Genomic DNA, 23,357 nt, shown 5'->3' on the forward strand with positions numbered 1-23,357 from the left:
CACGGCCATGCTCCATGCCGTTGGTCTGGAGGTCCGTCAGCAACCAGAAGGGCTGGAGATCGAGGAGACAGGTCGCACCTACCTTGAGAACGCCCGGCTGAAGGCCCAGACGGTGGCGACGCTGACCGGCTGCTGGGCCCTGGCGGACGATTCCGGACTGGAGGTGGATGCCCTCGGCGGGGCACCGGGCCTCTACTCGGCTCGCTATGCCCCCACGGATCACGAACGGATCCACCGCCTGCTCCAGGAACTGGGGGGCACCCCCTATCGCAGCGCCAGCTTCAACAGCGCCATGGTGCTGGCTGATCCCACCGGCCAGGTCGCCGTCGAGGCCGAGGGGATCTGCCGTGGCGAAATTCTGATCACGCCGCAGGGCCATGGCGGCGGCTATGACCCGATTTTCTGGGTGCGGGAGGCCGGCCTGAGCTATGCCCAGCTGCCCCACCATCTCAAGGAGAAGCTGGGCAGCCGCGGCAAGGCCGCCCGGCAGATGGCCCCACGGCTGCTCCAGCTGCTCGGCCTGGCCGCGGCCTGAGCTGAGCTCTATCGATCGTTGATGTGGGCCACCGCCCGCATGGCGGCCGAAGCCGCCTCCTCCACATCGCCTTCACGGCCGGCGAGGGTGAGACGACCAAAGGCCCCCACGGCCTTCACATCGACCACCGTGATGTTGGAAGCCTTTTCGGCCTCATTGGCGGCAATCAACACGTAGCCGGCCGGCTCGGTCTCCAGGATGAAGATGCTCATGCCGGCCTGGATCATCGAACCTCGCCGGTTCTGGCGGTTGATCAGCACGGCATGATCCGGCGTGATCGCGCGAATGATCTCCGTCCAGGTCACCTCGCAGGGGCTGCGTTGCTCGACCCGGCTGCCGATCGCCTCCAGCACCACATCACCGGAATGGAGCACGTTGCTCTGATCCCGGTGGTAGAGCCCCAGCGAACCGAAGGCCCGCTCCACCACCATCTGGCCGAGGCGCACGGTGCTGGCCTTGAGGGCGATGTCGGTGACACGATGCACTGCCATCCCCGGAGACACCTCCAGCCAGAGACAGGCATCACCGGGAATCGGCAGGAATCCCTGGGAGACCGTGCCCATGTAGGCGGCCAGCTGGGGCTGCAGCGAATCGAGGAAGACGTAGGTGCGCAGCTCGATCGACTGCACGTGGCTCGTCTGGTTGGCCAGCCGGCGGCCTTCGCTGTCGGTGGTGATCACACAACTGGCGCCGGAGCTGTCGCCGTGGACCTCGGTGCCGGTGATCCGCGGAGCCTCGCGCCGGCTGTCCCCACGCAGTTGGTCGCTGCGGAGCTCGGAGCGCAGAGGAGCTCGAAGCGTGGATAGGGAACGAGCGCGCTCCATCAAGGGGCGGACACCTCAGGGTTGGGTTGCCGCGCAGCAGGGCAAATCCTGGCGACAGGGAGACGGTTGGATCGCGACGCGACTCTATCCTTCGCCCCTGCTGGGTTCCTGCTGCTGCCGGCTCGGGGAGGGCCCGCAGCGATGCACAGATCTTGTCGCAACGATCACAAACGCTGATCACTACCTGACCGGGGGCCCTCGGCTCGCGCTGAACTGCCAGCCGGAGGGGCCACGCCAGAGCGACGTGTTGCCGAAGAGTGACGTGTTCCCGAAGAGTTCTGACTCCCTGCCTGCAGAGTCCCCGTGAGTAGCTAGGCCTAAGGGATCGCATCGCCAGGAGGCCCGTTTCGATGGGCGCTGTCGCACCATGGGCTCCAGCCGTCACCGCCGGTGGCCAGGAGAGCTCCTCCCACCTTCCCCCCGTCTTGCGGGAGAGCGGACAACGGGAGGTGTTCTGCGGTCTCACCTCGATCGTGTGGCTGCACCGCCGCATGCCCGATGCCTTCTTCCTGGTGGTGGGGTCCCGCACCTGCGCCCACCTGGTCCAGAGCGCCGCCGGGGTGATGATCTTCGCCGAACCCCGGTTCGGCACGGCCATCCTCGGGGAACGGGACCTGGCCGGCCTCGCCGATGCCAATGAGGAGCTCGACCGGCTGGTGCGCGACCTGCTGGAGAGACGGCCCGAGATCCGCACCCTCTTCCTGGTGGGGTCGTGCCCCAGCGAGGTGATCAAGCTCGACCTGGGCAAGGCTGCCGAGCGGCTCAACGGCCAGCTGGCCGGACGGGTGCGGGTGCTGAACTACAGCGGCAGTGGGATCGAAACCACCTTCACCCAGGGGGAGGATCAGGCCCTGCTGGCGATGCAGCCGCTGATGCCGGCCAGCGACGAGCCGCAGCTGCTGATCGTGGGCACCCTCGCCGATCCGGTGGAAGATCGGTTGATCGACCTGTTCGGACGCATGGGGATCGAGCGGGTGCGCAGCCTGCCGCCGCGGCGATCCACCGAACTGCCGCCGGTGGGCCGCGGCACGAAGGTGCTGCTGGCGCAGCCGTTCCTCAGTGCCACCGCCCGGGCCCTGCAGGCCCGCGGCGCCGAACTGATCCCGGCCCCCTATCCCTTCGGCGTGGAGGGAAGCCGGCTCTGGATGCGGGCCGCTGCCACCGCCTGTGGCCTGGCCCCGGCGGCGATCGAGGCGGTCCTTGCACCGCTGGTGGAGCGGGGCCGGCGGGCGGTGGCCCCCCACCGGGAGGTGCTGGCCGGCAAACGGCTGGTGCTGATGCCCGACTCCCAGCTGGAACTCTCCCTGGCCCGTTTCCTGCATCAGGAGTGCGGCATGGAGCTGGTGGAAGTGGGTACCCCCTACCTGGATCGCCAGCTGCTGGCCGAAGAGCTGGCCCTGCTTCCCGCCGGCACGGCCATCACCGAGGGCCAGGACGTGGAACGCCAGCTGGAGCGGGTCCGGGCCGCCCGGCCTGATCTGGTGGTCTGCGGCCTGGGGCTGGCGAACCCGCTGGAAGCCGAAGGGATCGCCACCAAGTGGTCGATCGAACTGGTGTTCAGCCCGATCCACGGCTGCGACCAGGCCGGCGATCTGGCCGAGCTGTTCTCACGGCCGCTGCGGCGCCGCAACCTGCTCCAGTTCAGCTGAACTCTCCGGTTCACCTGAGCTGTGGGCTCTGAGCGCTGGTCCACCCCAGCCCCGACCCGTCTTCCGATCGCTTCTTCCCTCTCCAACCCCTTCCTGTGGAACTCACTCTCTGGACCTACGAAGGCCCTCCCCATGTGGGCGCGATGCGCATCGCCACCTCGATGGAAGGGGTGCACTACGTGCTGCATGCCCCCCAGGGAGACACCTACGCCGATCTGCTGTTCACCATGATCGAGCGGCGCGACCGGCGCCCTCCCGTGACCTACACCACCTTCCAGGCCCGCGATCTGGGCGGTGACACAGCCGAACTGGTGAAGCGCTCGATCAACGACGCCGTGGAGCGGTTCCGGCCGGAGGCCCTGCTGGTGGGAGAAAGCTGCACCGCCGAACTGATTCAGGATCAGCCTGGGGCCCTGGCCGGCGGCATGGATCTGGGCGGCATTCCGGTGGTGAGCCTGGAGCTGCCGGCTTACTCCAAGAAAGAGAACTGGGGAGCAGCGGAGACCTTCTACCAATTGGTGCGAGCCCTGCTCAAACCACAGCTGCCGCCGCCCGGGGCCGCCAAGCCCTCACCGGCCCGCTGGCGCCAGGAAGGCCGCCGGCCGCGGGTGAACCTGCTGGGCCCCACCCTGCTGGGCTTCCGCTGCCGCGACGACATCCTTGAGGTCAGCCGCCTGCTGGGCGAGCTCGGCATCGACGTGACCGTGGTCGCCCCTCTGGGTGCAAGACCGGCGGATCTGCTGCGCATCCCCAGCGCCGATGCCAACGTCTGCCTCTATCCCGAGGTGGCCGGCCCGGTCTGCAACTGGCTGGAGCGGAGCTTCGGCATGCCGGTGGTGCGCAGCATGCCGATCGGCATTGGCGCCACCGGCGACTTCCTGCGGGAGGTCACCAACCTGCTGGAGATGGACTCCGAGGTGATCGCTGCCGCCACCAACGCTGAGGCGGAGCAGCGATCCCGACTGCCCTGGTATTCGCGCTCGGTGGATTCCACCTACCTCACAGGCAAGCGGGTGTTCATTTTCGGCGATGCCACCCACGCCATCGCCGCCGCCCGCATCGCCAGCCGGGAACTGGGATTTCAGGTGGTGGGGCTGGGCAGTTACAGCCGCGAGCAGGCCCGCGACGTGCGGGCCGCAGCCAAGGAGCTCGACCTGGACGCGCTGATCACCGACGACTACCTGGTGGTGGAGAAGGCCATGGCCGAGGCGGCACCGGAGCTGGTGCTGGGCACCCAGATGGAGCGGCACAGTGCCAAGCGCCTGGGCATTCCCTGCGCCGTGATCAGCACGCCGCTGCACGTTCAGGACGTGCCGGCCCGCACCTCACCGCAGATGGGCTGGGAAGGAGCCAACGTGATCTTCGACACCTGGGTGCACCCGCTGATGATGGGGCTGGAGGAGCACCTGATCACGATGTTCCGCCACGATTTCGAGTTCACCGAAGGACACCGCAGCCACCTCGGTGGAGCACCGGATGGAGCCGGAATCGAAGCCAGCGGGACCAAACAGCCAACAACAGGGGCCGCAGCCTCGACAGAGACCACAACAGCTACAGCCGTGGCATCAGCAGCAGCCGGGGCAACAGCCGCTCCAGCAGCTGCTTTGGCGGAGAACGGCCTGCACTGGAGCCCGGATGGGGAGGCGGAACTGGCCAAGATCCCCTTCTTCGTGCGGGGCAAGGCCAGACGCAACGCTGAATCCTTTGCCCGGGCCCAGGGACTGCATCGGATCGATGCCGAAACCCTCTACGAAGCCAAGGCTCATTTCAGCCGATGACTCCAGCCACTCCCCGCCGGAGTCACGGCCTCCGCAGCGACGCGCACAGGCAGCCTCCAGCCCCGGAGTGGTCCATAGGTCTCCGTGCAACCGACGACAACAAGGCACCTTGAAAGTCGCCCCTTCCAAGGATGAGAGTCCAAGCCGGGCCCAGACGATGCAATGAGCGCTCCTTGCAGGGTTCCGCCGGTCTCGAATGTTTCGAGGTGCCCGTTAAAGAAGCCACGCACGCCTACCCAGAGCACAGCCCGAGATGAGTAGAAGTACTCAGCAGATCCGCGAGATTTTCCTACCCGATCTCTCACGGATCTGCGGCCGAATGAGGATACGACAACCAAGCATGTTGCGGTTTACGCGATCCCGCTGACAAGGTGATCGCGCTGACCTTGGATGGCTGTGGTGGCCGTTGCAGTCCTTCCTTCCGTCGGCGGCAGGAGTGGGCCCATCGCCGCCGGAGATTTCAGGATCGACATCCGCATGACCAGCACCCTTGCGAAACCCGCAACCCAGAACGCCGGCAGCCACAGCCGCCAGCATGCCGATGGCGAAGGCAGCGTGCAGGTCCATCAGGACCCAGGCATGCGCATTGAAGAAGGAGCCCTGGTGATTGCCGTCTACGGCAAGGGAGGCATCGGCAAATCCACCACGTCCTCCAATCTGTCGGCCGCCTTTTCGAAGCTGGGCAAACGCGTGCTGCAGATCGGCTGCGATCCCAAGCACGACAGCACCTTCACGCTCACCAAGCAGATGGTGCCCACGGTGATCGATATTCTCGAAACGGTGGATTTCCATACTGAGGAACTCCAGCCGAACGACTTTGTTTTTGAAGGTTATAACGGCGTCATGTGCGTCGAGTCGGGTGGTCCACCCGCCGGCACCGGCTGTGGTGGTTATGTGACCGGGCAGACCGTGAAACTGCTCAAGGAGCATCACCTGCTTGAAGACACCGATGTAGTGATCTTCGATGTGCTGGGCGACGTGGTCTGCGGTGGCTTTGCGGCCCCGCTGCAGCACGCCCACTACTGCCTGATCGTGACCGCCAACGATTTTGATTCCATCTTTGCGATGAATCGGATCATTGCCGCCATTCAGGCCAAGGCGAAGAACTACAAGGTTCGACTGGGCGGCGTGGTAGCCAACCGCAGCAAGGACACCGACCAGATCGATCGCTTCAATGATCGCGTCGGCATGCGCACCATGGCTCACTTTCCTGATCTCGACGCGATCCGTCGCTCCCGCTTGAAAAAGTGCACCATTTTTGAGATGGAAGCCACCCCCGAGGTGGAAGCCGTTCAGCAGGAATATCTCAACCTCGCCCAACGGATGCTCGACAATGTCGAGCCTTTGGAGGCTGAGTCGCTCAAGGATCGCGAGATCTTCGATCTGCTCGGCTTCGACTGACGTTCGTCGTCCATTGCGGTCAACCACCGCCATCTTCAGCAGATGGCGGTGGTTGATGTCATCCGGATGTCAACAGTGGATGGCCATCAATATTGAACAGACACTGATTCCGGCCGAGACTTTACTCTAGCAAGGCATTGATTCTAGCCATTGATTTGTGCTGATTGGATCTTCAATCCGGACAGATCTTGATTCCTTCCGTTGAAAGGAGGAATCGTGCTAGGCCTGCGCAGGATTGAGCAGGCCGCTAATCAGGCCTCAGCCCAGACCCACCAGGTCCATCGAATACTCCCACATCTTCTGGGCAGTGACTGGATTGCTGGCCTTGTAGGAGAGTTCCTGGCTGAACTGCTTGCCACCACGCTTCTGGCGATTGCCCCAGCTCCAGTGCACTCCCGAAACGGCGAATTCGGGTTCCGCCACCACCTGTGCCACCCGGTCACCGGCCAACTGCTGACTCACGTAGCCACCGGTGATGTTCTTCTGGAACCAGGGGAAGATCTTCTGAAACAGCTTCGGTGTATTGCGGAACAGGGGTGTGTCAGCGACGCAGCCCGGGTAGAGAGAGCTGAACACGATTCCCGTGGAGGCATTGAGGCGGCGGTGCAGCTCCTGGGTGGTGATCATGTTGCAGAGCTTGCTGTCTTTATAGGCCTTGCCCGGCTTGAAGGGCTTGCCGCTGGCCATACTGATCGGAGCCTTGAAGCCGAGTTCGAAGCCGGAGAGGTCGCCCAGATCGGCAGGGGCGGGGATCGGGATCTTGCCACCCAACTCCTTGGAGTTGGCGGTGACGGTGCCCAGCACCACCACCCGGCGGGAGGGATGGGTGGAGCGCTGCAGATCCTCAAGCAGCAACTGAATCAACAGAAAATGACCAAGATGGTTGGTGGCCATCGAGAGCTCATAACCCTGAGGTGAGCGTTCGGGCTCTTTCAGACGCGGCTTGTAAACAGCCGCATTGATCACCAGGGCATCCAGCGGTTGCTCCAGAGATGCCACCAGCGCCTCAACGCCGACCCGCACACTCTCGAGATCGCCCAGATCAATGCGCAGATGGTGGAGCCGGTCGGCGGGAATGCCGAGGGAGTCGCTGGCGGCAGCGGCCCGAACGGGGTCGCGATTGGCTGTCACCACGATCCAGCCTCGATCAACGAGGGCCTTGACGGCGTTGAGACCGACCCCCGAGGTCGTACCGGTGATCAGGACCGTTCCGGGGGCGGCGGCGGGTAGGGCCATCATGCGGGCGAGCAGGCGCCTGACAACCTAAGGAACCGGGCTGACGGCAGGCTTGGTGCCGGAAGGCTGCTCAACAGAAGGAAACGCGGCGGGGGACTGCCAGACGATCCGCAGGCGATTGGGAGCAATCCACTGATCCTGCTCCCGGATGAGGCGCTGCTCTCCGTCGACGCTGAAGAGCTGATCGAAACGTTCGCGAGCCCGGTGAAGTTTGGCTTTCTCGATATCAAGAACAGCGGCCAGTTCACCCTGCCGTTCCATGCGGTCCTGATAGGCCGCTGCCAGACGCACCAAGCTGACTCCGACCACCGACACCAGACCGATTTTCACCACCAGACCGATGACACTGCAGAGCGACTCCTTCTGCTCCTCACTCAGGCTGGGGGCCGGTAATGCGGTGACGCTTGCAATGACCGGGCTGGCAAGCCCACTCGGATCAGGATCGACGGCCCGCAACGGACGGGCTTGCGTGAGCGCTCGTCCAACGGGGCTGGACCGGCGATCGCCTGAGCCAGCCCGGACTGTGCCACGGGACTCTGCACGCCGCTGCTGCGGGGAAGAACGGGAACGACGGGGGGCAGGCACGGGCATCGGGCCCTCAGGGCCGCTGTCGAACTGACTTGCTTGTAGCAGGCGGAGGAAAGGATGCCAATCCCCCACCCAGATTCAGCGCCGAATCAGGCCTTGTACAGGCTGAAGCAAAGACGGACGGCCAGGACGCCGGCGTGGGCGGCCACCACCAAAGCGATCAGGATTTCGGCCTGGTTCAGGGTTGAAACCATGGTTGGGGGAGCATGAACGGAATCGGCACCATTCTTTGCCGCCGGCTCGCTACGGTCCAGCCTTCTTCGCCGCGCTGTCACAGCTCTTGATGGCCACCCCACCCGCCTCCGAAGACTGGCTCGTGCGGATTCCGGCCGAAAGCCTCCGCCGCCTCGACCTCAGCCCCCTGGAACCGTGGCGCCGGCTCAGCCCGGCCGAGCTGCTGGCCGGCACAGGCAAGCTCCGCCTCTCCTACGACTGGCCCCGCGCCGACGATGACCCCCGGGAACTCTCGGAAATCCCTGAGTTACGTCTCTGGAGCCTTCGCGCCGATGCCCTCTGCCCCTGGCTGACGCTGCTGCTGGACCGCAGGGACGGCGACCTGATCCGCCACGTGGCGATGCTGCTGCCCCATGGCTTCAGCCGCAACGAGGGGCTCCGCTTCGCGCCGGAAAGCCTCGATCTGTGGATCACCCATCGCCTCTTTCTGCTGGACGACTGGGCCGGTGCCGCCGGCCTGCACTGCCGTCAGAGCCTGAGCCAGATGGCCGCCGTGCTCGGCTTCGAGCTGGATCCAGGCTTCTGGCAGTCCCTCCCCTCCCCCCCGATGGGTGAGAACTGAGGCCGTTGGGCCCGATTCAGCCGGCCAGCAGCAGCATCACGGCGCGGCGGCTGCTGTCGATCGCCAGCAGCAGGGCCAGGCCACGCAGCATCCAGGCCAGAGAGCTCTCGCTGAAACGGTTCAACTGGCCTGCCGACCACTGGGCCGCCAGGGCTGCCGTTCCCCCCAGCAGCACGGCAAGAACAAGCTGGCCGCGGCCGTCCTGCAGGAACGCCACCGAGGCCGCACTGGACGACACCAGCACTCCCAGGGTGCTGAACCGGATCGCCAGACGGATCGGCACCTGCAGAGCTTTCACCATCAGCGGCACCATGATCAGGCCGCCCCCCACACCCAGCAGGCCACCGGCCAGACCGGCGACGCCACCCACCGAGGTCAGGCCGGCCAGAGGCAGAGGTCGAGAGTCATGGGTTGCTGATGCCTCCTTCGGCTCGATCGTGATCGCCAGCAGCAGATACATCAGCGCCTGAAGGCCGAGCAGCATCCAGCCCTCCAGGCCCTGACCCAGACGGCTGAACAGGGCCGCACTGATGGCAGCGCCGGCGGCAATGGCGACGCCACCGCTGCGGGGCAGCTGACCGCTGCGCAGATGGGTCCATGTGCCAGCCAGGGTGGTGGGAACGATCGCCAGGCTGCTGGTGGCCAGAGCCTGATGGGGCTCAAGGCCGATCAGCAGCAGAATCGGAGAAAAGATCAGCCCACCACCGATGCCCAGAAGGCCGGAGAGCAGCCCGGCCAGCAGGCCCAGGGGCACCAGCGCCAGCAGGGTCCAAGACATCGGCGCGGCACCTGAGGCGATGAACGGGCCCCAGCATCCTGTACGGGACGGCAGCACAGCACAGGTCTGGCGCCTGCTGCCGGATTCGGCGCTCACCGGAACCTGGCAGATGGCGATCGATGAGTGGATACTCGATCAGGGCCAACCGGCCCTGCGTCTCTACCGGTGGAGCCGCCCCACCCTGTCGCTGGGCTACCACCAGCGGCGTCTGCCGCCCCACTGGCTGGCCCTGGCGGCGGACGGCCTGATCGACCTGGTCCGCAGGCCCACTGGCGGCCGGGCGGTGCTGCACGGCTGCGGCGATCTCACCTACGCCCTGATCTGGCCCGATCCCCCTGGCCAGCGCCTGGAGGCCTACCGCCTGGCCTGCCGCTGGCTGCAGCACGCCTTCGCCGCCCTGGGGCTGCCGCTCCAGTTCGGCAACGAGTCAAGCGGCTCCCAGGGGGCCCATGCACCGAACTGCTTTGCCAGCGCCACCGCGGCGGATCTGGTGGACGCCGCTGGATTCAAGCGGATCGGCAGCGCCCAGCTCTGGCGCCGCGGCCAGCTGCTGCAACACGGCGCCATCCTGGTGACGCCGGAGCCGGAGCTGTGGCGGCAGATCTTCGGGGAACCTCCGCCGCCGCCGCCGGCAGGACGACTCAGCAGCAACCTGGGAGTGGAGGATCCCCACCATCCGCTCCGGCAACAACTGCTGACCGCGGCCCGGTCGGCCCTGCCGGGCGCTCCGGTCGTGCTGCAACCCCAGCCGCTCAGCGACACCGAATGGAACGCTGTGGAGGGGCGGCTGCAGCGCTACAGGGAAGGGCTGACGCTCACTTCCCCGGAAGCCACCATTGAGCGCGCCACCTGACCGAGGGCCAGACCGAGGGGATAGGTGCCCTGGCGCCGCGCCAGCTCGAGCATGGGTGCCGGCAGCTTCACACCCAACCGCCCCAGCACAGCCTCACTCAGTTCGGGGCGCTCGAGGGTGCCGCTGGGCAGCCCGGCGGGACTCAGCACCAGCAGACGGGACTCTGGACCATCCTCCAGGCGCAGGGCCGCCTGCCACAACGCATCACCCTCACCGATCGAGGGCAACGAAGCCAGCGGTTTGAGGTGATCGGCGATGCGCTCGGTGTCCCAGCGCTGAACCGGCAGGGTCTGCAGGGGGTCGTCATCGATCACACCGCACCAACGGCCCCGATCGCACACCAGCACCCAGTCGCTCGGACCCTTGTCCTGGCTGAGGCGTAGCTGGCTGAGCTGGCGCAGGCTGTCGGACGACTCCAGCACCCGGAAGCGGCGCTGGGCCGCATCCCTCACCCGCAGATCCTTGAGCGCCTGCTGCAGAGCCAGCATCTGGCGCTGGTTGCGGGCAGCTCCCAGACCAAACCAGCCGAGCAGGATCAGCCAGGCACCCGAGATGCCACCGCCACGCAGCAACAGCACGGTGCCCAGACCCACGGCGAGGAAAGAGAGGAAACGGCCGGAGGCCATCGCCACCTCCACACCGCGGCGCTGGCTGCCCGTGACCTGCCAGACCAGGGCCTTGAGGATCAGGCCACCATCCAGGGGCAGACCGGGCAGCAGGTTGAACAAAGCCAGCACCAGGTTGAGGATCCCGAGCTCCTGGACCATCTCGCCGAGCAGGGGGGCGAGATGGGCTGCTCCGTGCTGAAGGGAGAGCAAGGTGACGCCCAGGACCAGGCTGACGGCCGGGCCCGCCGCCGCCACCAGCAGGGCACCGCGGGCTGTGGAACACTCCCGCTCCACGCTTGCCACTCCGCCAAGCAGGAACAGGGTGATCGCGTTCACCCGCACCCCCTGATTGAGGGCCACCAGGGCATGTCCCAGCTCGTGCAGCAGCACCGAGACGAACAGCAGCACGGCCGTGAGCAGGCCCACGGACCAGGTGGCAAAGCTTCCCCCCGTCTCCCCGGAGGCCATGGCGTAGTGCTGCTGGAACGCCACCGTGGCCACCATCAGAATCACAAACCAGCTGGGGTGGATCCGCAGCGGAATGCCCCGGATCCGCAGGATTTGCCAGCCGTTGCTCAAGCCTTCACCCACAGCCGCCGCGTTCAAGAGCCTCAGGCCGGACCCAAGGAAGATTGGTTCCAATCCTAGAAAGGCTCCTGCACCGCCCGCCCCGGATGGCCCGCCCCCAGCTCAAGATCTGCGGCCTGCGGCAGCCGGACCAGGCCTCGGCCGTGGCGGCCCTGGGCGTCGATGCGATCGGCGTGATCGCCGTGGAGCGTTCACCCCGGTTTCTGGCGGCCGAGCGACGTCCGGCGCTGTTCGCTGCCATGCAGACCGCCAACCCGCTCTGCCGCGGCGTGCTGGTGGTGGCCGATCCGGGCGACGACCGTCTGGCGGAACTGGGTGAGGGCGGTCACCGCGTGGTGCAACTGCACGGCAGTGAATCGGTGGCTCGCTGCCGCGACCTGCGGCAGCGGCTGGGCGCGGGGGTTCAGCTCTGGAAAGCCCTGCGGATCGGGTCGGCAGACGACCTGGTGAAAGCGCAGGCCTACACCGAGGTGGTGGACGCCCTGCTGCTCGATGCCTGGGTGGAAGGACAGCTGGGCGGCACGGGCCGCGCCATCCCGCTGCAGTGGCTTCAGGAGTTCCGCCCCTCCCTGCCCTGGTGGTTGGCCGGGGGCATCGGGCCGGAGAGCGTCGGCGCGGTGCTGGAGACGCTCAGCCCCGATGGCCTCGACGCCTCCAGCCGCGTGGAACTCAGCCCCGGAGACAAGGATCTCGCCCGGGTGGCGGCCCTGGTGCGGCTGGTGAAGGGCGAGGGGACCAGGCCAGCCAGCGCCAGGACTGCCGCACCGATCGGCTGACGAATCGCCGCCGCGGCGGCAGGATCAGGACTCCCGCCGGTTGCCGCCGCCCGTGCCGATCCCCCTCTCTTCCGCGTCTCAGGCTCGCCCTGCCAGGGCCATGGGCCTGTGGCAGCGTGCCCGCATGCGTCAGCTTGCTGGCCTGATCCTGGCCACCGCCCTGCCCCTGGGCGGCCCGGCGGCGCTGAAAGCCCAGGATCTGGTCGGCTGCCAGCTGATTGAGGGCGCCCTGCAGTGCGTGCCGGGAGTAACGGGAACACCGCAACAGCAGATCCGGATCCTGCGGGGCGAGATCGGGGCTGACCAGCAGCTGGAGGGGGCGGTGGAGCAGCAGATCGATGGGCTGCGACGGCTGGAGCTCCAGGGAGAGGCTCGGGTGGGCTCGCTGCTGCAGGCCACGATCGTGGCCGATGGCCAAGCGGCCCTCGCCGCCAGCCAGTACCACTGGTACCGACTGGCGCCAGGCCGCAACCACTGGGAGCTGATTGCTGAGGCTTCAGGCCCCAGCTACCAGCCCACCACCAACGATCTGGCCTATGAGGTGATGGTGGTGTTGGTGAGCGAGACACCGAACGGAACCAGGCGCCTGGCCTCAGCACCCGTGGGACCGATCGGCGTGGCCAGACCCTCAATCACCCCCTGAACTAGCCAGCAGATCCATGATTAAGGCTCAGTGATCCGTTCCGTTGAGACGGTGGTCTTGGTCTGCTGGGGGACGTGGATCCTGCTCAGCCGAGACCCTGTTCCACATCCGTCCCGTTGACAACCCAAGCCCATTTCAGGTGGACAGAACGGCTTCCTGCTGTTTCACGAGTTCGAAGAACTCCTGCTTGAGACTGGGATCGAGGCGGAAATCGCCACGCACCACGGAATTGACCATGCTGGTCTGGGGTTCCTTGACGCCGCGCCATTTCATGCAATAGTGCTGAGCCTTCACCAGAATCGCCAATCCCTGGGGCTCACAGAGCCGCTCAATCTCATCGGCCAGAATCATCACGGCCTCTTCCTGGATATGGGGACGGGAGAAGACCCAGTCGGCGACACGAGAGAATTTGGAAAGCCCGATCACGCGGTCACCCGGCTTGATTCCAATCCAGCAGTTGCCGAGAATCGGCACGAGATGGTGCGAACAGGCTGAACGCACGGAAATGGGGCCAACCGTATAAATTTCATCCAGCTTCTTCACATTGGGGAAACTGGCAATCTTGGGCTGCTCGTGATAGCGCCCTTTGAAGACTTCGTGAAGATACATACGGGCGACCCGCTCGGCCGTCTCTTCGGTGTTGTGATCATTTTCGATGTCAATCACCAGACTGCGCAGCAGATCGCGCACCTTGCCTGCCACCTCAATCTCGAGCTGGTCAAGTTCACCCTCGCCGAGATAGGCGGAGATGTTGTCGTTGGCGAGGAAGGAGACACCAGCTTCCCGCAGCCGCTCACGGATACGGTGGCTCGCCGGCAGGGGAGCAGCCTCAGGCGTCGCCATGGCACCGGTTGAAAAGCGGGAGGGGAGGGTGGAGGTCATGAAAGAGGGTTAGAGAGCGCCGGCGGCCGGCATGAGCGTGAGGTCTTCAACCACCTGGGTGGCGGGTTGTTGAGCCAGAAACAGCAGTGCATCGGCCGCTTGCTCGGGATCAAGCATGGCACGCCGGTCAAAGTCACTGTGGACGGTTTCGCTATCCCAAAGGCTTGAATTGACTGCACCCAGAGTGAGCGTGCTCACTCGAATCCCGTGGGTGCGTTCCTCGACAGCCAGACAACGGCTGAACGAAACCAGTGCCGCCTTGCTGGCGCAGTAGGCGCCCCAGTCCGGGAAGGCCTGTTGGGCGGCATGGCTGCTCACATTGATGATGTGACCACGGCCGGCGGCACGCAGGTGCGGCAGAACGGCCTGACACACCTGAAAAACGCTGGTGACGTTGAGCTGAAACAGCCACTGCCACTGCGACAGAGGCATCGAGGCCAGGGCGCCGGTGTAGGCGACGCCGGCATTGTTGATCACCAGCTGTGGCAGAAGGCCCCGGCTGCAGAGCTGATCCAGCCCGACGGGGATGGCAGCGGCATCCGCCAGGTCGATGGCGGCCACCTCAACGGTTCGACCCAGGGGACGGAGTTGATCGGCCAGGGTCTCAAGGTCCGACAGGGAGCGCGCCAGCAGGAGCAGGTCATAGCCGTTGGCCGCCAGCTTGCGGGCGGCCGCTGCGCCGATCCCTCTGGAGGCACCCGTGATCAGAGCAGCAACCAAGGTGCTCGCGCGTTCCTTCAGACCCTAAACAGGAGCGACGGCCTCTGGGGTAGGGGAAGCCGCCTCATACCGGCCCATGGCCCGGTACTTGGCGTAGCGCTGCTCCAGCAGGTCGTGCTCAGACAGGCTGGACAGCTCCTCGAGCGACTCCAGCAGGGCGCCCTTGAGCGTGGCGGCAGCCTGCAGCGGTGCCCAGTGATTCCCACCCGAGGGCTCATGCAGCACCCGATCGATGATGTCAAGCCGCAGCAGATCGGGCCCCGTGATCTTGAGGGCCTCGGCCGCTGCCGGTGCCTTGGCGGCATCGCGCCAGAGAATCGAGGCACAGGCCTCGGGACTGGCCACCGTGTAGACGCTGTGCTCGAACATCAGCAGCCGATCCGCCACCCCGATGCCCAGGGCTCCACCGGAGCCGCCCTCACCAATCACGGTGGCCACGATCGGCACCCGCAGGCGGAACATCTCACGCAGGTTGACCGCAATCGCCTCGCCCTGCCCCTGCTCCTCGGCCAGCACGCCGGCATAGGCCCCGGGCGTGTCGATGAAACAGAGGATCGGCAGCCGGAAGCGATCGGCGTGCTCCATCAGCCGCATCGCCTTGCGATAGCCACCCGGCGAGGCCATGCCGAAGTTGCGAGCCACGTTCTCCTTGGTGTCACGCCCCTTCTGATGGCCGATCAGCAGCACGGCCCGATCGCCGATGCGGCCCACTCCGCCCACAAGAGCCTTGTCGTCGGAGCCACGCCGATCGCCATGGAGCTCAATCCACTCGTCGGTGATCAGCTGGATGTAATCGAGGCTGCTGGGCCGCTGGGGATGGCGCGCCACCTGAATCTTCTGGGCCGGAGTGAGCGCCAGAAAGATCTCCTCGCGGCGACGGGTGGCCAGGGTTTCCAGCTGCAGGAGCTGCTGGCTCACATCCACCTCGGAATCCCGCGCCAACTGGCGAATCTGGTCGATCTGTTCCTCGAGCTCCACCAGGGGTTTTTCGAAGTCCAGCAGGGCGCGGCGGGCCATGGCGATCGGAAAGGAGGAGAAGGAATTCAGGCCGAAGCCAGGGCGGGGGCGGCGGTGGGGTCAGCGGATTCGGGGGCCTGATCCGAGTCCAAGGCGAGGGCTGAAAAGCCATGGCGGAGGGAAGCAGCGCCAATCAGGTCCATGGCCTCAAGGGTGATGTTGTTGCGACCCCAGCTGAAGTTCGTATGGATGTCTTCGAAATCGAGCAGCATCGCCTCAGCGAAACAGGCGAACATCTGACGCTGAGGTCTGGCCATCTCCGCCACTTCCATCATCTGCCAACCGATGTCCTGCCAGAACTCGACGATGCCCCCCTTGAGCACATGCACCCCCTCAGCCGCCGCGCGACTGTCGAGGTTCTTGGGGTAGCCGCCATCGATCATCAGGCAGGGCTTGCGCAGCGTTGCCGTATCGATCTGCAGGCTCTGGGGCAGGCTCGCCACCCACACCACCACGTCGGCTTCGCTCAGGGCCTGATCCAACGGCAGAATCCGGCCGCTGCCGAGGCTCTCCTGGAGGTCCACCAATGGCTGGGGCCGTCGTGCCACCAGCAGCAAGTCACCCACGCCGCGTCGCTGCAACCAGCGGCAGACCGCACTGCCGATGTCGCCACTGGCACCGACCACCGCCACCTTGGCCGTGGCCAGATCCATGCCCAGCCGGGGAGCGTTGATCTCCACCTGCCGGCAGATCACCCAGGCCGTATGGGTGTTGCCGGTGGTGAAGCGCTGCCAATCCAGCTGCACCGCACTGACCCGCTCTTCGCGCAGAAGATTGAGATCTTCGAAAATGATTGATGTGAAGCCTCCCAGGGCCGTGATGTCAATCCCACTTTTCTGGGCCAGTTCCATGGCCTTGAGCACCTTCCGCTTCGCCGTTTTGAAGCGCCGCAGCATTTCCGGAACGAACACCGAATCGATGTAGGCGCCTCGGATGGTCTTGCCGGTGGCACTGGTGACCGTCACCTCCTCCACCAGCTGAGGAGGAGCGGCGCACCACATGTCGAGGTCGCCATCGGCGTACTCGTCGTAGCCCAGGGACCTGGCCTTGATTCTGGCCTCCTCAAAACTGGTGGAGTGACCGATCAGGCCGAACATCAGGTCTTCCGTCGCTACTAGGACAAAGGCGCGCCCCCTGGACGCGCGCCACATCTTGCCATGGGCATTCTCAGGCCCTGCGCCTTGGCCAGGCCTCAGCCCACCAGAGCAGCGGCAGCAAGCTTGGCGATCTCACGGCCGGTGAAGCCGATATCCATCAGGGCCTCCTGGTACGAGCTGAGGAAATCGGCCATCAGATCTTCCTTTTCCATCTGCAGAACGGCAGCATCCCCAGCCACCTGTTCGAGCATCTTGCGCACCAGGGGCAGATTCTCGCGGTTGGCCTGCTCCAGCTCCTGACGGGAAGCTTCAAGATTGGCCTTGAGCCACTCCTGACCGTAGTTGAGGTGGGTGTACTCGTCTTTGACCACACCTTCGGTGATTTTGCGCGCGAACGGATCGGCCACCGGGATATAGATGTGATAGGCCGAGATCGCAAAGGCTTCGATCAGGATGGCCTGAATCAGCAGACAGGTGACCACCTTGCCTTCGGCCAGTGCCGCCTGGAAGTTGCCATGCAGCGGCGCAAAGAACTCCTTGGCAAAGGGCATGTCAGCCGTCACACCGAGATTATTGGCACAGGCCGTGAAGCCCTTCATGTGCTTCAGCTCCATCCGGGCCAGGCGGGACAACTCCTCGGCCTGATCGGGCAACAGGCTGCCGAGCGAAATGTAGTTGTCGTGGGCTTCCTGCTCACCCTCGATCACAATCGCGTTGATGCGGCTGTAGGCATCTTTGTAACTGGAACTCTGGAAATCGGGCAGCCCCCCCTCGGCCACCGTTGTGGGCGCCAGGTCGGGCGCAGCAGACTCAACGGCACTGGGGAGTGGGGACATGGCGACCTCGCTTTCGACTTAGGGATGCTGGCCTGGACTGTAGTCACCCCCTGGGCTTCCGGGGGGCCAGTCACTGGCCAGCAGCGCCTCGAAGCGGCTCCGCCAACCGGCCACCAATCGCTCGAACAGCTCCTGGCCCAGCTCGCCGCTGGCCTCACCCGGATCGCCGATCACGCCGGACCGGCTCAGATCACGGCTGAGCCAGGCGGAAGGGGCGGCCCCTTCCAGGCTCCAGCCCGTGGGAGGCGCCTGGGACGGCAGACCATCAGCAGGCGGCAGCGGCCCCACCAGGGAGGGGGCCAGATGCAGCATCAGGCTGGTTTCGGCCAGGGCGGCATGCAGCCCCTGGGACCGTTCCGGTTCCGGGATCAGGTCAGCGATGCCTTCCGGCCCGCTCCAGAGGAAGCAGGGCAACACCGCCAGGGCCGGATGGGCGGCCCGCAGCTGCCGGGCCGCCACCTGCAGCAGGGCGATCTGACCGCCATGGCCGTTGAACAGCACCAGCCGGCGAAAGCCCGCCGCCGCCAGATCGCGGCCCACGGCCTGGACCATGGCGATCAGGGTTTCCGCATCGAGGCTGAGGGTGCCGGCAAAGCCCTGATGCTCCGGCGAGAAGCCGATCGCCTGCACCGGTAACCGCCACAGGGGCCAGGCGGGCTCGTCAGGGCCTTGACGGGCCCAACCCTCCAGCACCGCCTCCAGCACCTTCTCGGCAAAGAGGGCATCGGTGCCCAGAGGCAAATGGGGGCCGTGCTGCTCGATCGCACCGAAGGGCCAGACCACGGTGCTGCCGGGTCGGGATGCCGCTGCCTGCAGGGCCGGCCAGCTCAGTCGCTCCAGGCGTCGCTCCATGGGATAGAGGCAGGGTGCCTACAGTGTGTTGCTCTCGCAAGCACTGTGGACATGGCCGGAACCGGCAGCCCCTCGCCGCGCACGCCCTCCCAGCGCCCCGTTCCGCCGGGAGCGTCCAGGCCCCAGGCAGGCGCACCAGTGCGCAAGCTGCCCCAGGTGTTGATGCTCAAGAAGGAGGAGCAAGCCGCCCCGGACGCTGTTGCGCAGGACGCTGCTGCTCCACTGGCGCCGCCGGTCCGGAACGACGCCACCACGGCCCAGCCTCAGGCGGCCCCAACGCAGCAGCGGCCCGCCCGCAGCGACGATGACCTGTTCGGCATGGGAGAGCTCGAGGGGCTCACCATGGCCGATCTGCTGGGGCCCGACTCCAGCCAGCGCCGCCGCCCGAGCGGCGGGTCCGGGTCTGCCCGCTCCATCGGCCAGGGACGACCCGGTTCCGATGCCAGTGGTGATCGGCCCACTCAGCCCAGCCGCACGGTTGACGACTTCGACTTCGACGAGGAGGCCTTCCTCGCGGCCCTCGACGAGAACGAGCCGGTCGGGACGACCGGTGAAGTGGTGCGTGGCGTGGTCATCGCTCTGGAGAGCGATGGGGTGTATGTGGACATTGGCGGCAAGGCGCCGGGCTTCATGCCGAAGAACGAATGCGGCCTCGGGGTGATCACCAACCTCAAGGAACGCTTCCCCAAGGGGGCTGAGGTCGAAGTGCTGGTCACCCGCGAGCAGAATGCCGACGGCATGGTGACCGTGAGTGCCCGCGCCCTCGCCCTGCGCCAGAGCTGGGACAAGGTGCGCCAGCTGGAGAAGGATGGCCAGGTGGTGCAGGTGAAGGTGAACGGCTTCAACCGTGGTGGCGTCACCTGCGACCTGGAGGGCCTGCGGGGCTTCATTCCCCGGTCCCAGCTCAACGAAGGCGAGAACCACGAGGCCCTGGTGGGCAAGACCATCGGCGCCGCGTTCCTGGAGGTCAACCCCGAGACCCGCAAGCTGGTGCTTTCCGAGAAGAAGGCCGCTTCCGCCGCGAGGTTCGCCGCCCTGGAGATCGGCCAGCTGGTGGAGGGTCAGGTCGTGGCGGTGAAGCCCTATGGCCTGTTTGTCGACCTCGGTGGCGTCAGCGGCCTGCTGCACCACTCCTCCATCACCGGTGGCCAGATGCGCGACCTGCGCGAGGTGTTCGATCAGGGCGACCGGGTGAAGGCCCTGATCACAGACCTGGATCCGGGCCGCGGACGGATCGCCCTGAACACCGCCCTGCTGGAGGGCCAGCCCGGTGAGCTGTTGATTGAAAAGGACAAAGTGATGGCCGAGGCCACCGACCGCGCCAATCGGGCGCGATCCGTGCTGCGCCAGCAGGAGCAGAACGCCGGATGAGCGGATCGACCGCCTCTGCCCAGCCCGCGGCACCGATCGAGACCGCCCGATCCGCCCCGGACTGGGAGCTCGACTTTTATTCCCGCCCGATCCTCGAAGCCGACGGCAAGAAACGCTGGGAGCTGCTGATCTGTGCCACGCCTGAAGCGACCGACACCGGTCTGCCCTTCCGCTGGCATCGCACCTGTCCGTCCAACAGCGTGAACTCGATCTGGCTGAAACAGGCCATCGAAGAGGCTCTGGCCGAGGCCACCGACCAAGGTCTGGATCCACCCCGTCGGCTGCGCTGCTGGCGAGCCTCGATGCGCACGATGGTGCAGCGGGCTGCTGAGGGCCTGGGGGTGGAACTGGTGCCGAGCCGCCGCTGTTACGCCCTGGTGGAGTGGCTGCAGGAGCGTCAGGCCATCGTGTATCCCGCCGAGGAGGGCTACATGGCTGGCCCCCTGGCACCCCCGCCGGTACCGATCCAGCCGGTGGCCATTCCCCTGCCGGAAGCGGCCCGCGGCGACAGCTGGAGCTGGGCCAGCCTGCCGGCAGCAGCCATCGCTGAGGCTGCGGGCTGGGACATCGACTTCGCCGGGCTGATCCGCCGCCCCGACAACCTGGCTGACGAAACCCCGATTCCCGGTGTGCGTCTGTTCAGCCGCCACCGCTCCCTGGCCCTGGCCGCCTGGTTCGCCGGGCTGGAGCCGGTCAGACTGGAGATCAGCGGCGATCAGCTGGTGCTGGAGGCGGGCCTCGAGGATCGCTGGTTGCTGGCCCGGCTGCCAGCCGAGGAAGCCAGGGCGTCTGCCGCCGCTTTCGCCGCCGCCCGTGCACAAGCGGGGGGGCTGCAGTTCCTGGCCGTTCAGAGCAGCGAGACCGAACCGCGCTTTCAGGGCTTCTGGCTGCTGCGGGATCTGCCGGACGCCTGAGGCGTCGCTTCGCCATGGCCGAACACGTTCCGCCCCCGTTTCAGCGCCCCGATGCGGGCTTCAACGACCTGGCCGGCTGGACCTGGGTGGGCTGTTACGGCGGCTACTACCTGCAGGCCGATCTGCTCGACGGCTTTGAGCACGGCTTCTTCACCCGGCAGTGGCAGGGCCGCGGCCCCGAGGTTCTGGCCGGCTATCTGAGCGCCGGTGTCAGCATCCATCGGACCCGCCAGGTGCATGGGGCGGAGGTGGTCGCCGCCTCCGCGGCGAGGACGGATCCCTGGCCGGATGCCGATGGCCTCTGCAGCGATGCGGGTGGCCAGAGCCTCTGGGTCTGCGGCGCCGATTGCACACCGGTGTTGCTGGCCGATCCAGGCAGCGGCCGGACCGCGGCCTGCCATGCCGGCTGGCGCGGGGTGGCGGGCCGGATCGTGCCAGCGGCGATCGAGGCCCTGGAGCGCAACGGCAGCCGCCGCCAGGACCTGCGGGCGGCCCTCGGACCGGCCATCAGTGGGCCCCGGTATCAGGTGGACCATGCCGTGGTCACGGCGGTGGCCCGCAGCCTAGAGCCTTCACCAGGGTTGGCGGACGCCAGCCTGATCGAGAGCCTGCGGCACTCCGGCGCCCTGCTGGAGGATCCCGAGCCAGGGCGCCATCGACTCGACATCCGCGCTGCCACGGTGCAGCAACTCGAGCGGGCCGGGATCGCCAGGGAGCGAATCGCGGTCTGCCCGCTCTGCACCGCCAGCGAAGTGGATCTGCTCCATTCCTGGCGCCGCGATCAGGTGAAGGCGGTGCAGTGGAGCGGCATCGTGGCGCAGGGCTGAGGATCAGTCGCTGTCCGGCGGACCCGACAACCGGGAGAGGGCCACCGCCTCGGCCACCTGAATGCCGTCGATCGCGGCCGAGAGGATGCCGCCCGCATAGCCCGCCCCTTCCCCGGCCGGATAGAGCCCCGGCGTGTTGAGGCTCTCGCGGCTGAGCGGATCACGGGGAATGCGCAGCGGCGAGGACGTGCGGGTCTCGACGCCCGTGAGCAGGGCGCCGGCCATCGTGTAGCCGGGCAGGCGCCGCTCAAAGGCGGGCAGCGCCTCCCGCAAGGCATCCAGCACCACCGGCGGCAGACAGGACTCGAGCGATCCGAGCCGCACGCCGGGCAGATAGGACGCCGCCACCGACGGCGGGGAGGCGCTGGGATCGCCAGGCCCCGTCTGCTGCGGCGCCGCCTGGCTGGTCTGTCCCGCCAGGAAATCCCCGACCCACTGGGCCGGCGCCCGGTAGTCGCCGCCACCGGCCCTGAAGGCCCGCTCCTCCCAGTGACGCTGGAAGGCCACCCCGGCCAGGGGATCGTCGGGGCTTGTGCCATAGGGAGCCAGATCCGCCGGCTCCACGGTCACCACCAGGCCGCTGTTGGCATTGCGCTCATTGCGGGAATGCTGGCTCATGCCATTGGTCACCACGCACCCCGGTTCGGAGGTGGCCCCCACCACCAGCCCCCCCGGACACATGCAGAAGCTGTAGACGCTGCGGCCCGTGGTGGTGGGCCCGGCGCAGTGATGCACCAGCTTGTACTCCGCCGGCCCCAGCCGAGGATGGCCGGCAGCCTCCCCCCAGCGAGCCCGATCGATCAGGGGCTGGGGATGTTCGATCCGCAGGCCGATCGCGAAGGGCTTGGGGGCCATCACCACCCCCTGCCGATGCAGGGCGGCGAAGGTGTCGCGGGCGCTGTGGCCCAGAGCCAGCACCACCTGATCGGCGGCGATCGTCTCGCCACCGGCCAGCCGCACCCCCCGCACCCGCCGATCGGCCCCCTCCAGCAGCAGCTCCTCCACCCGCGCCTCGAAGCGCACCTCACCGCCCAGCGCTTCGATCCGGGCCCGCAGGCCGCGCACCACCGTGGCCAGCTTGAAGGTGCCGATGTGGGGGTGGTGCAGGGTGAGGATCTCGGGGTTGGCGCCGGCGGCCACCAGCTCCTCGAGCACCTTGCGCACATAGGCCTGCGGTTCACTCACCTGGCTGTAGAGCTTGCCGTCGGAAAAGGTGCCGGCTCCGCCTTCGCCGAACTGGGCATTCGACTCCGGATCGAAGGGACGCTGCCCCCGCCAGAAGCCGAAGGTGTCGGCCGTGCGCTGCTTCACCGGCCGACCGCGCTCGAGCAGCAGCGGCCGCAGACCCATCTGGGCCAGCAGCAGAGCCGCGAAGTAGCCGCAGGGACCGGCTCCCACCACCAGCGGGCGCCGGCCCAGTGCCGATGCCTCAGGAGCCGCCGCGCCGGAGTCTGATCGCTCCGCCCGCAGCGGCTCCAGCGGGAAGCGATAGGTGGTGTCAGGGGTGGGGCGCAGATGGGGATCGCCACAAAACCGCTGCAGCAGCCGTTGTTCGGCCCGCGCATCCAGGTCCAGGACCAGATCCAGGCTGTAGACCAGCGCAATCGCGGCGCGGCGCCGGGCATCGACACTGCGCTTCACCAGTCGGTGCTGCAGCAGCTGCCCGGGCGGAATCCGCAGGCGCCGGCAGATCGCGAGCTGCAGATCGGCCTCACTGTGATCCAGCGGCAGCTTCAGCTCACTCAGGCGCAGCACGGCTGGAGATTCACGGGCCTGCCCTCTTGTAGG

24 protein-coding genes are annotated in these 23,357 nt (G+C 66.7%); 11 read left to right on the forward strand and 13 right to left on the reverse strand.

What is annotated here, in order from left to right; translation table 11 throughout:
• Positions 1 to 7 precede the first annotated feature (7 nt).
• Complete coding sequence (locus tag H8F24_RS00090; protein ID WP_370594720.1) at positions 8 to 535, forward strand: non-canonical purine NTP pyrophosphatase; 528 nt, start codon at positions 8 to 10, stop codon at positions 533 to 535.
• 8 nt (positions 536 to 543) lie between these two features.
• Here the strand turns inward: H8F24_RS00090 and H8F24_RS00095 are convergent, their stop codons facing one another.
• Positions 544 to 1,359, reverse strand: coding sequence for a BMC domain-containing protein (locus H8F24_RS00095; protein ID WP_231597984.1), 816 nt, complete (start codon positions 1,357 to 1,359; stop codon positions 544 to 546).
• Positions 1,360 to 1,709: 350 nt separating this feature from the next.
• On the opposite strand from H8F24_RS00095, the gene H8F24_RS00100 reads away from it, so the two are divergent.
• From H8F24_RS00100 to bchL, 3 genes are all read left to right on the forward strand, one after another.
• Positions 1,710 to 3,008 carry a ferredoxin:protochlorophyllide reductase (ATP-dependent) subunit N gene (locus H8F24_RS00100; RefSeq protein ID WP_197170511.1) on the forward strand — a complete coding sequence of 433 codons (1,299 nt, stop codon included), beginning with the start codon at positions 1,710 to 1,712 and terminating at the stop codon, positions 3,006 to 3,008.
• A 143-nt stretch (positions 3,009 to 3,151) separates the two neighbouring features.
• Positions 3,152 to 4,786, forward strand: a complete 1,635-nt coding sequence (locus H8F24_RS00105; RefSeq protein WP_370594839.1) for a ferredoxin:protochlorophyllide reductase (ATP-dependent) subunit B — start codon at positions 3,152 to 3,154, stop codon at positions 4,784 to 4,786.
• 477 nt (positions 4,787 to 5,263) lie between these two features.
• Positions 5,264 to 6,187 carry a ferredoxin:protochlorophyllide reductase (ATP-dependent) iron-sulfur ATP-binding protein gene (bchL, locus tag H8F24_RS00110; RefSeq protein ID WP_231598341.1) on the forward strand — a complete coding sequence of 308 codons (924 nt, stop codon included), beginning with the start codon at positions 5,264 to 5,266 and terminating at the stop codon, positions 6,185 to 6,187.
• 258 nt (positions 6,188 to 6,445) lie between these two features.
• On the opposite strand, the gene H8F24_RS00115 is transcribed toward bchL, so the two are convergent.
• The 3 genes from H8F24_RS00115 to psaM form a co-directional block, all read right to left on the reverse strand.
• Positions 6,446 to 7,426 (reverse strand): protochlorophyllide reductase, encoded by a 981-nt coding sequence (locus tag H8F24_RS00115; RefSeq protein ID WP_197156610.1) that lies wholly within the window; start codon positions 7,424 to 7,426, stop codon positions 6,446 to 6,448.
• Between the two features lie 24 nt (positions 7,427 to 7,450).
• Positions 7,451 to 7,879 carry a hypothetical protein gene (locus H8F24_RS00120; protein ID WP_231597985.1) on the reverse strand — a complete coding sequence of 143 codons (429 nt, stop codon included), beginning with the start codon at positions 7,877 to 7,879 and terminating at the stop codon, positions 7,451 to 7,453.
• Between the two features lie 221 nt (positions 7,880 to 8,100).
• Positions 8,101 to 8,205: a photosystem I reaction center subunit XII gene (psaM, locus tag H8F24_RS00125; protein ID WP_197156612.1), complete on the reverse strand. Its 105-nt coding sequence runs from the start codon at positions 8,203 to 8,205 to the stop codon at positions 8,101 to 8,103.
• An 89-nt stretch (positions 8,206 to 8,294) separates the two neighbouring features.
• On the opposite strand from psaM, the gene H8F24_RS00130 reads away from it, so the two are divergent.
• On the forward strand, positions 8,295 to 8,807 hold the full coding sequence (locus H8F24_RS00130; RefSeq protein ID WP_197156614.1) for a CRR6 family NdhI maturation factor: 513 nt from the start codon (positions 8,295 to 8,297) through the stop codon (positions 8,805 to 8,807).
• A 16-nt stretch (positions 8,808 to 8,823) separates the two neighbouring features.
• On the opposite strand, the gene H8F24_RS00135 is transcribed toward H8F24_RS00130, so the two are convergent.
• Positions 8,824 to 9,585: a sulfite exporter TauE/SafE family protein gene (locus tag H8F24_RS00135; RefSeq protein ID WP_197170513.1), complete on the reverse strand. Its 762-nt coding sequence runs from the start codon at positions 9,583 to 9,585 to the stop codon at positions 8,824 to 8,826.
• A gap of 19 nt (positions 9,586 to 9,604) precedes the next feature.
• Here H8F24_RS00135 and H8F24_RS00140 point away from each other — a divergent pair, with 19 nt between their 5' ends.
• On the forward strand, positions 9,605 to 10,438 hold the full coding sequence (locus tag H8F24_RS00140) for a lipoate--protein ligase family protein (RefSeq protein ID WP_197170514.1): 834 nt from the start codon (positions 9,605 to 9,607) through the stop codon (positions 10,436 to 10,438).
• On the opposite strand, the gene H8F24_RS00145 is transcribed toward H8F24_RS00140, so the two are convergent.
• Positions 10,381 to 11,625, reverse strand: coding sequence for a site-2 protease family protein (locus tag H8F24_RS00145; RefSeq protein WP_197170515.1), 1,245 nt, complete (start codon positions 11,623 to 11,625; stop codon positions 10,381 to 10,383). The genes H8F24_RS00140 and H8F24_RS00145 overlap by 58 nt on opposite strands.
• Before the next feature lie 95 nt (positions 11,626 to 11,720).
• Here H8F24_RS00145 and H8F24_RS00150 point away from each other — a divergent pair, with 95 nt between their 5' ends.
• A complete protein-coding gene (locus H8F24_RS00150; RefSeq protein WP_197170516.1) occupies positions 11,721 to 12,410 on the forward strand; it encodes a phosphoribosylanthranilate isomerase in 690 nt (229 codons plus the stop codon).
• Positions 12,411 to 12,462: 52 nt separating this feature from the next.
• Complete coding sequence (locus H8F24_RS00155; RefSeq protein WP_231597986.1) at positions 12,463 to 13,053, forward strand: hypothetical protein; 591 nt, start codon at positions 12,463 to 12,465, stop codon at positions 13,051 to 13,053.
• A gap of 135 nt (positions 13,054 to 13,188) precedes the next feature.
• Here H8F24_RS00155 and folE read toward each other — a convergent pair whose 3' ends face one another.
• The 6 genes from folE to H8F24_RS00185 all read right to left on the reverse strand — a co-directional run bounded on the left by folE (position 13,189) and on the right by H8F24_RS00185 (position 18,457).
• Positions 13,189 to 13,935 (reverse strand): GTP cyclohydrolase I, encoded by a 747-nt coding sequence (gene folE, locus H8F24_RS00160; RefSeq protein ID WP_197170517.1) that lies wholly within the window; start codon positions 13,933 to 13,935, stop codon positions 13,189 to 13,191.
• A gap of 9 nt (positions 13,936 to 13,944) precedes the next feature.
• Positions 13,945 to 14,655 (reverse strand): SDR family oxidoreductase, encoded by a 711-nt coding sequence (locus tag H8F24_RS00165; protein ID WP_197170518.1) that lies wholly within the window; start codon positions 14,653 to 14,655, stop codon positions 13,945 to 13,947.
• 24 nt (positions 14,656 to 14,679) lie between these two features.
• Entirely contained in the window at positions 14,680 to 15,672 is a 993-nt protein-coding gene (locus H8F24_RS00170) for an acetyl-CoA carboxylase carboxyltransferase subunit alpha (RefSeq protein ID WP_197170519.1), read from the reverse strand.
• 26 nt (positions 15,673 to 15,698) lie between these two features.
• On the reverse strand, positions 15,699 to 16,769 hold the full coding sequence (locus tag H8F24_RS00175; RefSeq protein ID WP_197171879.1) for a long-chain acyl-[acyl-carrier-protein] reductase: 1,071 nt from the start codon (positions 16,767 to 16,769) through the stop codon (positions 15,699 to 15,701).
• Between the two features lie 95 nt (positions 16,770 to 16,864).
• Positions 16,865 to 17,605: an aldehyde oxygenase (deformylating) gene (locus H8F24_RS00180; protein WP_231597987.1), complete on the reverse strand. Its 741-nt coding sequence runs from the start codon at positions 17,603 to 17,605 to the stop codon at positions 16,865 to 16,867.
• Positions 17,606 to 17,623: 18 nt separating this feature from the next.
• Positions 17,624 to 18,457: a creatininase family protein gene (locus H8F24_RS00185; RefSeq protein ID WP_197170520.1), complete on the reverse strand. Its 834-nt coding sequence runs from the start codon at positions 18,455 to 18,457 to the stop codon at positions 17,624 to 17,626.
• Between the two features lie 51 nt (positions 18,458 to 18,508).
• Between H8F24_RS00185 and H8F24_RS00190 the strand changes: the two genes are divergently transcribed.
• Genes H8F24_RS00190 through pgeF form a run of 3 tightly spaced genes read left to right on the forward strand, consistent with a single transcriptional unit; the run spans position 18,509 to position 21,569 of the window.
• The gene (locus H8F24_RS00190) at positions 18,509 to 19,828 is read left to right on the forward strand and encodes a S1 RNA-binding domain-containing protein (RefSeq protein ID WP_197156631.1); all 1,320 of its coding nucleotides are present in this window, start codon (positions 18,509 to 18,511) and stop codon (positions 19,826 to 19,828) included.
• Positions 19,825 to 20,742, forward strand: a complete 918-nt coding sequence (locus H8F24_RS00195; RefSeq protein WP_197170521.1) for a Tab2/Atab2 family RNA-binding protein — start codon at positions 19,825 to 19,827, stop codon at positions 20,740 to 20,742. Before H8F24_RS00190 ends, H8F24_RS00195 begins: the two co-directional genes overlap by 4 nt.
• Positions 20,743 to 20,756: 14 nt before the next feature.
• The gene (gene pgeF / locus H8F24_RS00200; RefSeq protein WP_197170522.1) at positions 20,757 to 21,569 is read left to right on the forward strand and encodes a peptidoglycan editing factor PgeF; all 813 of its coding nucleotides are present in this window, start codon (positions 20,757 to 20,759) and stop codon (positions 21,567 to 21,569) included.
• A 3-nt stretch (positions 21,570 to 21,572) separates the two neighbouring features.
• Here pgeF and H8F24_RS00205 read toward each other — a convergent pair whose 3' ends face one another.
• Positions 21,573 to 23,324: an NAD(P)/FAD-dependent oxidoreductase gene (locus H8F24_RS00205; RefSeq protein ID WP_197170523.1), complete on the reverse strand. Its 1,752-nt coding sequence runs from the start codon at positions 23,322 to 23,324 to the stop codon at positions 21,573 to 21,575.
• Positions 23,325 to 23,357 lie beyond the last annotated feature (33 nt).

Origin of the sequence: Synechococcus sp. CBW1002, assembly GCF_015840915.1 — a bacterium.
GTDB lineage: Bacteria > Cyanobacteriota > Cyanobacteriia > PCC-6307 > Cyanobiaceae > CBW1002.

Coding starts and splice junctions, on each gene's coding strand:
- H8F24_RS00105 (WP_370594839.1), top strand. CDS start 3,152: ATGCGCATCGCCACCTCGATGGAAGGGGTGCACTACGTGCTGCATGCC.
- H8F24_RS00150 (WP_197170516.1), top strand. CDS start 11,721: ATGGCCCGCCCCCAGCTCAAGATCTGCGGCCTGCGGCAGCCGGACCAG.
- folE (WP_197170517.1), bottom strand. CDS start 13,935: ATGACCTCCACCCTCCCCTCCCGCTTTTCAACCGGTGCCATGGCGACG.
- psaM (WP_197156612.1), bottom strand. CDS start 8,205: ATGGTTTCAACCCTGAACCAGGCCGAAATCCTGATCGCTTTGGTGGTG.
- H8F24_RS00090 (WP_370594720.1), top strand. CDS start 8: ATGCTCCATGCCGTTGGTCTGGAGGTCCGTCAGCAACCAGAAGGGCTG.
- H8F24_RS00190 (WP_197156631.1), top strand. CDS start 18,509: ATGGCCGGAACCGGCAGCCCCTCGCCGCGCACGCCCTCCCAGCGCCCC.
- H8F24_RS00175 (WP_197171879.1), bottom strand. CDS start 16,769: ATGTTCGGCCTGATCGGTCACTCCACCAGTTTTGAGGAGGCCAGAATC.
- pgeF (WP_197170522.1), top strand. CDS start 20,757: ATGGCCGAACACGTTCCGCCCCCGTTTCAGCGCCCCGATGCGGGCTTC.
- bchL (WP_231598341.1), top strand. CDS start 5,264: ATGACCAGCACCCTTGCGAAACCCGCAACCCAGAACGCCGGCAGCCAC.
- H8F24_RS00130 (WP_197156614.1), top strand. CDS start 8,295: ATGGCCACCCCACCCGCCTCCGAAGACTGGCTCGTGCGGATTCCGGCC.
- H8F24_RS00195 (WP_197170521.1), top strand. CDS start 19,825: ATGAGCGGATCGACCGCCTCTGCCCAGCCCGCGGCACCGATCGAGACC.
- H8F24_RS00180 (WP_231597987.1), bottom strand. CDS start 17,605: ATGTCCCCACTCCCCAGTGCCGTTGAGTCTGCTGCGCCCGACCTGGCG.
- H8F24_RS00185 (WP_197170520.1), bottom strand. CDS start 18,457: ATGGAGCGACGCCTGGAGCGACTGAGCTGGCCGGCCCTGCAGGCAGCG.
- H8F24_RS00140 (WP_197170514.1), top strand. CDS start 9,605: ATGAACGGGCCCCAGCATCCTGTACGGGACGGCAGCACAGCACAGGTC.
- H8F24_RS00135 (WP_197170513.1), bottom strand. CDS start 9,585: ATGTCTTGGACCCTGCTGGCGCTGGTGCCCCTGGGCCTGCTGGCCGGG.
- H8F24_RS00170 (WP_197170519.1), bottom strand. CDS start 15,672: ATGGCCCGCCGCGCCCTGCTGGACTTCGAAAAACCCCTGGTGGAGCTC.
- H8F24_RS00095 (WP_231597984.1), bottom strand. CDS start 1,359: ATGGAGCGCGCTCGTTCCCTATCCACGCTTCGAGCTCCTCTGCGCTCC.
- H8F24_RS00100 (WP_197170511.1), top strand. CDS start 1,710: ATGGGCGCTGTCGCACCATGGGCTCCAGCCGTCACCGCCGGTGGCCAG.
- H8F24_RS00115 (WP_197156610.1), bottom strand. CDS start 7,426: ATGATGGCCCTACCCGCCGCCGCCCCCGGAACGGTCCTGATCACCGGT.